The organism is Brevundimonas sp., from assembly GCF_027487935.1.
Classification (GTDB): domain Bacteria; phylum Pseudomonadota; class Alphaproteobacteria; order Caulobacterales; family Caulobacteraceae; genus Brevundimonas.
In genome coordinates, this window is sequence record NZ_JAIYCP010000021.1 from 173,003 (window position 1) to 184,798 (window position 11,796).

General features: G+C 69.3%; 13 protein-coding genes. 9 read left to right on the forward strand and 4 right to left on the reverse strand.

Going from position 1 to position 11,796, the window contains the following annotated elements:
- Positions 1 to 75: 75 nt before the first annotated feature.
- On the forward strand, positions 76 to 954 hold the full coding sequence (locus Q0053_RS08185) for an isoaspartyl peptidase/L-asparaginase family protein (RefSeq protein WP_298098576.1): 879 nt from the start codon (positions 76 to 78) through the stop codon (positions 952 to 954).
- A 98-nt stretch (positions 955 to 1,052) separates the two neighbouring features.
- Positions 1,053 to 1,583 carry a hypothetical protein gene (locus Q0053_RS08190; RefSeq protein ID WP_298098578.1) on the forward strand — a complete coding sequence of 177 codons (531 nt, stop codon included), beginning with the start codon at positions 1,053 to 1,055 and terminating at the stop codon, positions 1,581 to 1,583.
- 168 nt (positions 1,584 to 1,751) lie between these two features.
- On the opposite strand, the gene acnA is transcribed toward Q0053_RS08190, so the two are convergent.
- Positions 1,752 to 4,457, reverse strand: a complete 2,706-nt coding sequence (gene acnA, locus Q0053_RS08195) for an aconitate hydratase AcnA (protein ID WP_298098582.1) — start codon at positions 4,455 to 4,457, stop codon at positions 1,752 to 1,754.
- A gap of 297 nt (positions 4,458 to 4,754) precedes the next feature.
- On the opposite strand from acnA, the gene ccmA reads away from it, so the two are divergent.
- Positions 4,755 to 5,354, forward strand: coding sequence for a heme ABC exporter ATP-binding protein CcmA (gene ccmA, locus Q0053_RS08200; RefSeq protein ID WP_298098585.1), 600 nt, complete (start codon positions 4,755 to 4,757; stop codon positions 5,352 to 5,354).
- Positions 5,351 to 6,016 carry a heme exporter protein CcmB gene (ccmB, locus tag Q0053_RS08205; protein WP_298098589.1) on the forward strand — a complete coding sequence of 222 codons (666 nt, stop codon included), beginning with the start codon at positions 5,351 to 5,353 and terminating at the stop codon, positions 6,014 to 6,016. Before ccmA ends, ccmB begins: the two co-directional genes overlap by 4 nt.
- Before the next feature lie 196 nt (positions 6,017 to 6,212).
- On the opposite strand, the gene Q0053_RS08210 is transcribed toward ccmB, so the two are convergent.
- Positions 6,213 to 6,437 (reverse strand): alkylphosphonate utilization protein, encoded by a 225-nt coding sequence (locus Q0053_RS08210; protein WP_298098592.1) that lies wholly within the window; start codon positions 6,435 to 6,437, stop codon positions 6,213 to 6,215.
- A 114-nt stretch (positions 6,438 to 6,551) separates the two neighbouring features.
- Here Q0053_RS08210 and ccmC point away from each other — a divergent pair, with 114 nt between their 5' ends.
- From ccmC to Q0053_RS08235, 5 genes are read left to right on the forward strand one after another with little or no spacing between them, the layout of a single operon-like run.
- Positions 6,552 to 7,274, forward strand: a complete 723-nt coding sequence (gene ccmC, locus Q0053_RS08215; RefSeq protein ID WP_298098594.1) for a heme ABC transporter permease CcmC — start codon at positions 6,552 to 6,554, stop codon at positions 7,272 to 7,274.
- Positions 7,275 to 7,276: 2 nt separating this feature from the next.
- Positions 7,277 to 7,447 carry a heme exporter protein CcmD gene (gene ccmD, locus Q0053_RS08220; RefSeq protein ID WP_298098597.1) on the forward strand — a complete coding sequence of 57 codons (171 nt, stop codon included), beginning with the start codon at positions 7,277 to 7,279 and terminating at the stop codon, positions 7,445 to 7,447.
- The gene (locus tag Q0053_RS08225) at positions 7,444 to 8,022 is read left to right on the forward strand and encodes a DsbE family thiol:disulfide interchange protein (protein WP_298098600.1); all 579 of its coding nucleotides are present in this window, start codon (positions 7,444 to 7,446) and stop codon (positions 8,020 to 8,022) included. The genes ccmD and Q0053_RS08225 overlap by 4 nt, the downstream gene beginning before the upstream one ends.
- 34 nt (positions 8,023 to 8,056) lie before the next feature.
- Positions 8,057 to 8,281, forward strand: coding sequence for a hypothetical protein (locus Q0053_RS08230; protein ID WP_298098602.1), 225 nt, complete (start codon positions 8,057 to 8,059; stop codon positions 8,279 to 8,281).
- A 32-nt stretch (positions 8,282 to 8,313) separates the two neighbouring features.
- Complete coding sequence (locus Q0053_RS08235; protein WP_298098605.1) at positions 8,314 to 9,108, forward strand: thioredoxin family protein; 795 nt, start codon at positions 8,314 to 8,316, stop codon at positions 9,106 to 9,108.
- A gap of 31 nt (positions 9,109 to 9,139) precedes the next feature.
- Here Q0053_RS08235 and Q0053_RS08240 read toward each other — a convergent pair whose 3' ends face one another.
- Together Q0053_RS08240 and glpK are read right to left on the reverse strand one after the other, a co-directional pair.
- Entirely contained in the window at positions 9,140 to 10,216 is a 1,077-nt protein-coding gene (locus Q0053_RS08240) for a phosphotransferase family protein (RefSeq protein WP_298098608.1), read from the reverse strand.
- Positions 10,213 to 11,718: a glycerol kinase GlpK gene (gene glpK, locus Q0053_RS08245; RefSeq protein ID WP_298098611.1), complete on the reverse strand. Its 1,506-nt coding sequence runs from the start codon at positions 11,716 to 11,718 to the stop codon at positions 10,213 to 10,215. The genes Q0053_RS08240 and glpK overlap by 4 nt, the downstream gene beginning before the upstream one ends.
- Positions 11,719 to 11,796: the final 78 nt, after the last annotated feature.

Here is an 11,796-nt window from a genome sequence, read left to right on the forward strand (position 1 = left end):
CGCGCATGACGGGCGAAAGCGCTGCCGTCGTCCCGCGACGCTAGCGACCCTCGACCCGAGTTGAAAGAGGCCCTGATGACCGGCAGACCCGCCCTCATCCTCCACGGCGGCGCCGGCGCCCGGCGCGAACGCGACTACACCCGCGAGATAGCCCATATGGGCGAGGTGGTGGCGGCCATGAAGGCGCGGCTGGACGCCGGCGCCCCGGCGCTGGATGTCGCGGTCGAGGCGACGGTCCTGCTGGAGGACTCCGGCCTCTATGTCGCCGGGCGCGGGGCCTCGCCCAATCTGGCCGGGGCGTATGAGCTCGACGCCAGCCTGATGGACGGGTCGACGCGCAAGGCCGGGGCCGTGGCGGCCCTGCAGGGGTTCCGCAATCCGGTCGTGGCCGCCCGCGCCGTGATGGATCGAACCCCCCACGTCATGCTGACGGGAGAGGGCGCATCCCTGTTCGCTTTCGATCAGGGGCTCGAACCCATTGCCGACGAAGCGGCCTGGTTCACCCGGGCCGGTCAGGGCGAGGACAATCACCCACCGGGCACCCTCGCCCACGGCACGGTCGGCTGTTGCGTTCTGGATCGCGACGGCCGGCTGGCGGCGGCGACCTCGACCGCGGGCGTGTTCGGCAAGATGCCGGGCCGCGTCGGCGACACCCCCATTCCCGGGGCCGGCAGCTGGGCCGACGGCCGTGTCGCGGTCTCGGGCACCGGACAGGGCGAGTATTTCATCCGCGTCGCCGCCTGTGCCCAGGTCAGCTGGCGTGTCGGGGCGGGCCAGACCCTCGCCGAGGCGGGGCGGGCCGTGATCGAAGAGATCGGCGACATGGGCGGCGACGGCGGCCTGATCGCACTCGACCGCGACGGCAACATCACCGCCCCCTTCAACAGCCAGGGCATGAAACGGGCCTGGCTGACCCCCGACGGCGAGATCGGGGTCGAGGTGTTCGGTTCCTGACACAGGTCCCGGCGATTTCGTCGCCGGGCGAAGGCGGTTCATCCGGCGTTCACCGCCCACCCCGCTAAAGCTTGCCGCGAAAACCCGGGGAGCCCGAAATGAAGTCCGCCGTTACCGCCGTCGTCGCCGCAGCCCTGTTGTCCGTCGCGGCCTGCGCGCCTGTGATCGAGGGCGGCCCGCCCATGGCCCTGCCGATCGGCCTGCAGGAAACCGCCCAGGCCGGCTCGGTCACCCTGTCGACCGGCTGGCTGGATGCGGAGGATGACTTCGCCCTGACCTTTTCGGCCGAGGTCCATGAGGAGCTACGCCGGTGCATGTGGGGCACGGTGCCGATCAACATCCGCGTCCATATCGACGAAATGGAGCGCGCGGGGCGGCTGGAGACCCTGCTGACCGGCGAGGGCAGCCATACGCTGTCGGGGACTGTGGAGTTCGTCGACCCCGCCGACGACGACAGGGTCGTGGGCCGCTTCCCCGTCTCGGTCGCGACCAGCGCCCAGGGCCGGCTCGGCGCCCTGCTGGGCGACCGCCAGATGATGGTCTCCGAAGAGTTCGGCCGCGCCGTGTGCGAGCAGGCCTTCGGCCGCAACCCGCGCGACCGCGGGCTGCACAATGCGACGGGGGGCTGATTCCCGGCACCGTCGCGAAAGGTGAGCTTGTCATCCCCGACGAAGCGAAGCGGAGATCGGGGACGCTGAAGCGCGCAACGATCCTTGCGGACGCCCCGCCGTCTCCACACAACAAAAAGGGCCGGCGGATCGCTCCGCCGGCCCTCTTCGTTTCGTTCGGACGGCTGCCTATTCGGCGTCGCCGCGCGCCAGGTTGCGCAGGACATAGGGCATGACCCCGCCGGCCTTGAAATAGTCCAGCTCGGTCTGGTTATCGATGCGGCAGCGGACCGGGAACCGGGCCATCTTGCCGTCCGACGGGCGGAACAGTTCGACCCACAGGTCCTGACGCGGCTTCAGCTTGCCGATGTTGACGTCCGACAGGCCGCGGATGGTGACGATCTCCTCGCCGGTCAGGCCCAGACGGGCCCAGCCCTCGCTCTTGAACTGCAGCGGCACCACGCCCATTCCGACCAGGTTGGAGCGGTGGATACGCTCATAGCTCTCGGCCAGAACGGCGCGGACGCCCAGCAGGCGGGTGCCCTTGGCGGCCCAGTCACGCGACGAGCCGGTGCCGTATTCCTTGCCCGCGATCACGACCAGCGGCCGGCCCTCGGACTGGTAGCGCATGGCCGCGTCATAGATGGACATGGTGTCCTGCGACGGGAAATGCCTGGTCACCCCGCCCTCGATCTCCGGCGTGATCCGGTTGCGGATGCGGATGTTGGCGAAGGTGCCGCGCATCATGACTTCGTGGTGGCCGCGGCGGGCGCCGTAGCTGTTGAAGTCAAGCGCATCGACGCCGCGGTTGGTCAGCCAGGCCCCGGCGGGCGAGGTCTTCTTGATCGAACCGGCCGGGCTGATGTGGTCGGTCGTGATGCTGTCACCGAAGATGGCCAGCACGCGGGCCTCGACGATGTCTGTGACCGGGGTCGGCTCCATCGACAGGCCCTCGAAATACGGAGGGTTGGCGACATAGGTCGAGCTGTCGTCCCAGGCATAGGTCTGGCCGCCCTCGACCTTGATGCCCTGCCAGTGTTTGTCGCCCTTGAAGACGTCGGCATAGCGTTTGGCGAACATCGCCGGGGTGACGCATTTCTTCTGGATGTCGGCGATCTCTTTCGAGGTCGGCCAGACGTCCTTCAGGAACACGTCCTTGCCCTTCTTGTCCTGGCCGATCGGATCCTTGGAGATGTCGATCCGCATCGAGCCGGCGAGGGCATAGGCCACGACCAGCGGCGGCGAGGCCAGATAGTTGGCCTGGACGTCGGGGTTCACCCGGCCCTCGAAATTCCGGTTGCCGGAGAGCACCGAGGTGGCGACCAGACCGTTGTCGTTGATGGCCTTGGAGATGCTGTCCGCCAGCGGGCCCGAGTTGCCGATACAGGTGGTGCAGCCGTAGCCGACCAGGTTGAAACCCATGGCGTCGAGGTCGGCCTGCAGGCCGGCGGCGGTCAGATAGTCGGTGACCACCTGCGAGCCGGGCGCCAGGGAGGTCTTGACCCAGGGCTTGACCGAAAGGCCCAGCTTCTTGGCCTTGCGCGCCACCAGACCGGCGGCGATCAGGACCGACGGGTTGGAGGTGTTGGTGCAGGAGGTGATGGCGGCGATGACGACATCGCCGTCGCCGAGGTCGAACGTCTCACCCTCGACCTTGACGCGCGGGGCGTCGCCGGCGCGGCCGAAGACCTCGCCCAGGGCGGTTTCGAACGACGGGGCGGCGACGGTCAGTTCGACCTTGTCCTGCGGACGCTTTGGACCGGCGATCGAGGGCACGACCGAGGCCATGTCCAGTTCCAGCACGTCCGAGAACACCGGGTCTTCCGAGGTCTCGTCGATCCACAGCCCTTGAGCCTTGGCATAGGCCTCCACGAGGGCGACGCGCGCCTTGTCGCGACCGGTGGCGGTCAGATAGCCGATGGTCGCCGCCGAGACGGGGAAGAAGCCGCAGGTGGCGCCGTATTCCGGGGCCATGTTGGCGATGGTGGCCTGGTCTTCGATGGTCAGGCTGATGACGCCCGGGCCGAAGAACTCCACGAATTTCCCGACCACGCCCTTCTTGCGCAGCATCTGGGTGACGGTCAGGACGAGGTCGGTGGCCGTCGCGCCTTCCGGCAGGGCGCCGGTCAGGCGGAAGCCGACGACTTCCGGGATCAGCATGGGGATGGGCTGGCCCAGCATGGCGGCCTCGGCCTCGATGCCGCCGACGCCCCAGCCGAGAACGGCCAGGCCGTTGATCATGGTGGTGTGGCTGTCGGTGCCGACCACGGTGTCGGGATAGGCGACGGTCGCCTTGCCCTCGGCCACGGTCCAGACGGTCTGGGCCAGGTTCTCGAGGTTCACCTGATGGCAGATGCCCGTGCCGGGGGGCACGACGCGGAAATTGTTGAAGGCCGACGAACCCCAGCGCAGGAATTTGTAGCGCTCGATGTTGCGCTCATATTCACGCTCGACGTTCTGGTTGAAGGCGCCCGGCGTGCCGAAATGGTCGACCATGACCGAGTGGTCGATGACCAGATCGACCGGATTCAACGGGTTGATTTTCGTCGCATCGGCACCGAGGGCCGACATGGCGTCGCGCATGGCGGCCAGGTCGACGACGGCGGGCACGCCGGTGAAGTCCTGCATCAGAACCCGGGCCGGGCGGAAGGCGATCTCGTGCTCGACCGCGCCCTTGTTCTCGATCCAGGCGGCGACCGCCTTGAGGTCGGCTTCGCTGACGGAAACCCCGTCCTCGTTGCGCAGCAGGTTCTCCAGCAGCACCTTCATCGAGCGCGGCAGGCGGGAAATCCCGGCCAGACCGGCTTCCTCAGCGGCCGGAAGGCTGTAATAGGCGTATTTCTTGCGCCCGACGGTGATGTCCCGGCGGGTCTTGAGGCTGTCGACTGACGGCATGGAGAGGCTTCCTCTGGTTCACGCCGCCCGACAATCCGGTTGCACGTACGCGCGGTCGACGGCGGGGCACACAGGTCCCCGACGCGCGCGGCGAACGCCTGCTGCGGCGAGGCCGGATATAACGAGGGTTGCGGGTCGCGTCCATGTTCTCCCTCCCCCTTGTGGGGAGGGTGGTCGCGAAGCGACCGGGTGGGGCGCGTCGGGCGACCCACGGAACACTGCTTTCTGCACCCGAACACCCCCACCCGGCTTCGCCCTTGGCTCAGCCACCCTCTCCATGAAGGGGAGGGAGACGCCGTGATCACAGCCGACTCCCTCACCGTCTCCCGCGGCGAACGCGTGCTGTTCCGGGACCTGTCCTTCCACATCGCCCCCGGCGAGGCCGTGGCCCTGACCGGAGCCAATGGCGCGGGCAAGACCACCCTGCTGCGCACCCTGGCCGGCTTCATCCGCCCGGACGCGGGGACGGTCACCTTCGCCGACATCGACCCGGCCGAGGCCCGGGCGCACCGGATTCACTGGCTGGGTCATCTGGACGGCCTGAAGACCGGCCGACGGGCCCGCGAGGAGCTGGATTTCCAGGCCCGCTGGACCGGGGCGAATGACGAAGGGATCGCCGCCGCAATCGCCGGGCTGGCGCTGGAACCCCTGCTCGACCTCGAGGTGCGCAAATTGTCGGCCGGACAGCGCCGCCGCCTCGCCTTCGCCCGGCTGATCGCCGCGCCACGCTCCCTTTGGCTGCTGGACGAACCCTTCGCCCCCCTGGATGCCCGCTGGCGCGCCGCCCTCGGCCTGATGATGCAGGCCCATATGGACCGGGGCGGAGCCATCCTGGCCGCCGTGCATGATCCCCTGCCGGTTCCGGCGCGGGCCCTCGACATCGGGGCCGGGCGATGAAGACGCTGATGGTTCTGTTCCGGCGCGAGCTGGCGCTGGCCTGGTCCGGCGGCGGCGGGCCCCTGCTGGCCTGCGGCTTCTTCCTCTGTCTGACGGCCCTCATTCCTCTGGCGGCCGGGGGCGATCCGGCGGGGCTGAGGCCGATCGCCGGCGGCATCGCCTGGCTGGCGTTGGCCCTGTCATCGATCCTGTCGCTGGAGCGGCTGTTCGAGCGCGACCTCGAGGACGGGGCGCTGGACCTGATCGCCCTCGGCCCCGTTCCGCTGGAGCTGGTCGTCCTGACCAAGGCCAAGGCCCAGTGGCTGGCGGTCGGCGTGCCGCTGGCCCTGACCGCGCCGGTCGCAGCGATCACCCTCGGCCTGCCGCCGTCGCTGGCCCCGCTGGTCCTGCTCTCGGCCCTGATCGGCTCACTCGGCTTCGCCCTGACCGGGGCGCTGGGCGCCGCCCTGGCCCTGGGATCGAAGCGCGGCGGCCTGTTGATCGCCGTGGTCGTCCTGCCGCTGTTCATCCCGCCGGTGGTGTTCGGCGCGGGGTCGCTGGAGCGGGCCGTCAACGGCCTCGACCCCCTGCCGGCCCTCGCATTTCTGGGAGCCTATGTTTTGTTCGCTGCCGTGATCACCCCCTTTGCGGGAGCGGCGGCGGTCAGGAATGCGCAGGGCTAGTCGCGGCTGCGCGAAGCGCGATCCAACGCCCGTTGGCGACCCGTTTTCATCACAGCGAACACAACGCCCTCACAGCGGGCACGACGGGGCCGGAGCCTGACGCGATCCCGTTGTGTTCGTTGTGACCTCGTTGTGTTCGTTGTGATGAACCTGGGCGGTCAAAGCCTGTGGCGCTTCGCGCGATCGAACCCGCCGGTCAGGCCTTCTTCACGAACTCCACGCGCAGCACGAGGCCGCGGACCTTGTCGACATTGGCCTCGATCTCGTCGGTGTCGCCGGTGAGGCGGATGTTCTTCACCAGGGTCCCGCGCTTCAGCGTCACCCCGCCCGAGCCCTTGACCTTGAGGTCCTTGATCAGGGTCACACTGTCGCCGTCGGCAAGGATGTTGCCGTTGGAATCCCTGGTCACATCATCGGTCATGGCGGGCGCTTTCGGGTCGGAGTGGGACCGTCCTAGCACAGCCCCTGCGTCGCGGCGCCACCCCGTGAAGTCCCCATATGGCGCGCGCCGTCCCGGCCCGCTAAGGAGACGCCGATGTTCGGCCTCGCCAATCCCGACCGCTTCCTGCGCTTCACCCGCCCGCTGACGCCGGTGCTGTGGGCGGCGGCCGCCGTGCTGCTGGTCGTCGGGACCTGGCTCAGCTTCACCGCGCCCGAGGACTATCAGCAGGGCGACACGGTGCGGATCATGTTCGTCCATGTGCCCGCAGCCTCGGTCGGGCTGATGATCTATGGCGCGCTCGGCGTGTCCAGCTTCTTCGCCCTGGTGTTCCGTCATCCCCTGGCCGACGCCACCGCCCGCGCCGCCGCCCTGCCGGGTGCCGCCTATACCGCCCTGGCTCTGGCCACCGGCAGCCTGTGGGGCAAGCCGATGTGGGGGGCCTGGTGGGCCTGGGGCGACGCCCGGCTGATGTCGGTGCTGATCCTGTTCCTGTTCTACATCGGCTATATGGCCCTGCGGGCCTCGATCGATGACGAGGCCAAGGCGACGCGCGCCGCCGCCGTGCTGGGGCTTGTCGGCCTGATCAATCTGCCGATCGTCAAATTCTCGGTCGACTGGTGGAACACCCTGCACCAGCCGGCCTCGCTGCTGCGCGCCGAAGGACCGGCGATGCCGGCCGTCTATCTGACGCCCCTGCTGATCATGATGGCGGCCTGGGGGGTCCTGTTCCTGGCCATCTGGCTGACCGCGATCCGCACCGAGATCGTACGCCGGCGGGTGGTGTCGATCCGCGCCCGCAAGGCGCTGGAGGCCTGATCATGCCTGACCTCGACATGGGCCGTTACGCCGCCTTCGTCTGGCCCGCCTGGGGCCTGAGCGCGATCGTCCTGGCCGCACTCGCCGCCCGCGCCGCCCTCGCGGCGCGCCGCTGGTCGGCAGAGCTGAAAAGGCTGCAGGACGAGCCCGGCACGACAGAGCCCCAACCATGAGCCGCTGGCTGTCCATCGTCCCGCTCATCGTCCTTGTGGCACTGGCCGCGCTCTTCATCGGCTGGTCGCTGAAACGCGATCCGTCGATCAAGCCCGACGCCCTCATCGGCCAGCCCATTCCCGAGACCGTCCTGCCGATGTTGACGGGTGACCAGCCCGGGCCGGGCCATCTCGATCTGAAGACCGCCGGTGTGGGCAAGCCGATGCTGGTCAATGTCTTCGCCAGCTGGTGCGCGCCGTGCCGGGCCGAGCATCCCAATCTGATGGCGCTGGAGGCGCGCGGCGTGGCTGTGGTCGGCGTGGCCTGGAAGGACGACCCGGTCGCCACCCGCGCCTTCCTCGACGAACTGGGCGACCCCTATGCCATGGTGCTGGTCGACCGGGACGGCCGGGCGGGTCTCGACCTCGGCATCACCGGTGCGCCGGAGACCTTCGCCGTCAATGCGATGGGCCAGGTCGTGGCCAAGTCGACCGGTCCCCTGCTCGACCCGGCCGAGATCGAGCGCCTGGTCGCGGCCATACAGGCTCCGGCCCGCCCCCTGCCGACGGCCACACCACGCGAGCCGGGGCGTTAACCTCTTTCCGACAGTTTTCGTTAACCCTGCGGGCATGAGCACGATTCGATCCGGCCTCCCGTCCGTCCAGTTCCCGCCCCAACCCGCGGCCCTGCCTCCGGTACGCGCGGCACGATCGGATTTCTTCCGGGCGGCCCTGGAGGCGGTGCAGGCCGGCGGGCCGGAACCGGTTGCGCGCGACACCGCCCCCTCGTCCGCGTCGGCCGTTCAGGAGGAGCGCTCCCCGCGCCCCGGTGCCCTGCTGGACATCCGGGTCTGACGGTCGCCGCTCCATTCGGCCTTCACGCGAAAATGAGCGGCGCGATTTCGCCGGGCGTGGTTAATCTCTGCGCCATGCGCACGAGGGGCTGGATCATCCCTGTGGCGGCCCTTGCGGCTGCCCTTGTCGCGGCAGGGTCCGTGGCCCAGCCGTCGTCGGCCCGCGCCGTCCGGACCGCGGCACCGCCTGAGCCCGTCGTCATTGAACTCTTCACCGCCCAGGGCTGCGCCGACTGTCCGGAGGCCAATGCCCGGCTTGAGTCCGTTGCGACCGAACCCGGCGTCATCGCCCTGACCTATGCCGTCGATTACTGGGACTACCTGGGCTGGGAGGACACCTTCGCCCGACCCGAGTTCGCCCAGCGCCAGCGCGCCTATCGCAAGCCCCTGAGATTGCGCGACGTCGCGACCCCGCAGATCGTCATCGACGGGCGCCGCCAGGTCGTGGGTGCCGGGATACCGGCCCTGCAGAGCGCCATCGACGAGGAAGCCGCCCGCCGCGTGTTTCCGCCCGAGATCGAGTTTCGCACAGGCGGCGACCGGGTCGGCGTCGGCTCCGGCCGCGCGCCCTCGGGTGGTGCCGAAGTTCTGGCGGTGACCTTCACCCCCGGCCCGCAGGAAGTCCTGATCGGCCGGGGGGATAACCGCGGCCGCACGGTGCGACACATGAATGTGGTGCGCTCGGTCCGGACCCTGGGCGAATGGACCGGCCGGCCGGCCCTCTATGCCCTTCCGGACGCCGCCGGATCAGGCCTGGCCGTAGCCATTCTGGTCCAGGCGAAGGACGACCGGCGCATCCTGAACGGGGCCGTTCTCCCGGCGCACTGACCCGCCGGCCTCACGACCCGGGACCGGGTGATCAGGCCCCCGCCTTCTGCGCGAAACTCATCGCGCCCGCGGCCAGCATGGGCACCTGGGCGGCCATGGCCCTGGCATGGGACGAGGCCGCCGTGCCGTCGCGCACCCGCCCGGCAATGCCCTGGCAGATGGCCGCCAGCCGGAACAGATTATAGGCCAGCAGCCAGTCCAGATTGGCCGGCGTCGTCCCGGTCAGCTTCGCATAACGCTCCACCATCTCCGCCACCGACGGGATCCCCAGGGCCTCGAGATCGGCACCGGCGAGCCCGTTGCGCGCTGTCGCCGGAATCACCCATGCGATCAGCAGATAGGAAAAGTCCGCCATCGGATCACCGAGGGTCGACAGCTCCCAGTCCAGCACGGCCCGGACCTGCGGCCCGTCGGGGGCCAGGATCATGTTGTCGAGCCGGAAGTCACCGTGGACGATCCGCGTCGGCCCGTCCGGCGGCAGGGTGGACGGCAGGAATTCGATCAGCCGGTCCATGGCCGGGATCGGATCGATCTCCGAGGCCCGATACTGTTTGGTCCAGCGCCCCACCTGGCGCTCGAAATAGTTTCCGGGCCGTCCGTAGTCGGACAATCCGATGGCGGCGGGGTCGAAGGCGTGCAGGGCCGCCAGGGTATCGACCTGGCTTTCATAGATGGCGCGGCGCCGGGCCGGCTCCATCCCCGGCAGTTTCAGGTCCCACAGCACCCGGCCTTCGACCTTGTCCATGACATAGAACATCGAGCCGATGACGCTGTCGTCCGTGCACAGGGCCCAGGGCCGGGCGACCGGATAGCCCTGTCTGTGCAGGGCCGAGATGACGGTGAACTCCCGATCGACGGCATGGGCGCTGGGCAGCAGGTTACCGGGCGGCTTGCGACGCAGCACATAGGCACCGGTCGGCGTCACCAGCTCATAGGTCGGGTTCGACTGACCGCCCTTGAACTGGCGCAGCGTCAGCGGACCGGCATAGCCCTCGACATGGGCCTTCAGCCATTGGTCCAGCGCCGCTTCATCGAGCGCATGGCGGGGATCGACCTCCCGGGTGCCGGAGAAGGTGGACTGGGCGTCTTCGAGGATGGGCTGGGTCATGCTTCTTCCGGGTGAGCGGCGATGATGGCTGCGCGGACCGCGCTGCGCCAGCCCTTCAGCAGCCGTTCGCGCACTTCCGGTGCCATATTCGGCGTCCAGCGCGCGGGGGCCTCGACCGGATGGTCCTCCAGATCGCCGATCAGACCGATTCCGAGCGCTGCCAGTTTGGCCGCGCCCAGGGCCGTCATCTCCTGAAACGCCGGCCGTTCGACCACCACGTCGCAGATGTCGGCGACGAACTGCATGGCGAAGGCATTGGCCGTGACGCCGCCGTCGACCTTGAGCACCTTCAACCGCGGGGCCCCGTCCTTTTCCAGCGCGTCGAGCAGGTCGCGGGTCTGGTAGGCCAGCGATTCCAGCGCCGCCCGGACGAAATGGGCCGGTCCGCTGTCGCGCGTCAGGCCGATGATGGTCCCGCGCGCCTCCGGCTCCCACCAGGGTGCTCCCAGACCGGTGAAGCCGGGCACCAGATAGACCCCGCCATTGTCCGTCAGCCCCCGGGCCATGCCCTCTGACTCGCCCGAGGCGGTGAGCACCTTCAGCCCGTCGCGCAGCCACTGGATCGCCGAACCGGCCGAGAAGATGGAGCCCTCGAGGGCGAATGCGACATCGTCTCCGACCGCATAGCCGAGGGTGCCGAGCAGCCGGCTGGTCGAGCCGACCGGCTCACCTCCCACATTGGCGACCAGAAAGGCCCCGGTGCCAAAGGTGATCTTGGCGTCCCCGGCCTTGAGCGCGCCATGGCCGACGAGTGCCGCCTGCTGATCCCCCGCCGCGCCGTGGATCGGCAGGGCCGCCCCGAACAGGGACGGGTCGCATTCGCCGAGACGGTCCGTGCAGCCGCGGATCTCCGGCAGGACCACCATCGGGACGTTGAAGAGGGCCGCAAGATCGGGTCGCCACGCCCGCGTCGCCAGGTCCATCAGCGCGGTGCGGCTGGCATTGGTGGCGTCGGTGACATGGCTGGCACCGCCGGTCAGCTTCCAGATCAGCCAGGTCTCGATGGTGCCGACCTTGACCTCACCCCGGGCCGCACGATCCCGGGCACCCGGCACGGCGTCCAGCAGCCAGGCGAATTTCGAGGCCGAGAAATAGGGATCGAGGATCAGGCCGGTCGCCGCCTGCACCATCGGCTCATGCCCGGCCGCGGCCAGGGCGCCCGTGACATCCGCCGTGCGCCGGTCCTGCCAGACGATGGCGCGGTGCAGGGGTTCGCCGGTCACCGTATCCCAGAGCACCGAGGTCTCGCGCTGGTTGGTGATGCCCACGGCGGCGAACCGTCCGACCCCGCCCGCCTGTTCGATCACCGCGCGACAGGTCTGCAGCGTCGCGGCCCAGATTTCGGCGGCGTCATGCTCGACCCAGCCGGGGTGCGGGAAATGCTGCTCCAGTTCGACCTGGCTGACCGCGACGGGCCGCAGGCCGCCCTCGGGCGCGGCCTCAAAGGCGATGGCCCGGGTCGAGGTTGTGCCCTGGTCGATGGCGAGGATGAGGCTCTTCATGCGGGCAGGTTAGAGCGCCCTTCCGGAGACTCAACCGGTCATCGCGGCGAAGCCGCAAGCCGAGCGATTGGGTTTGCC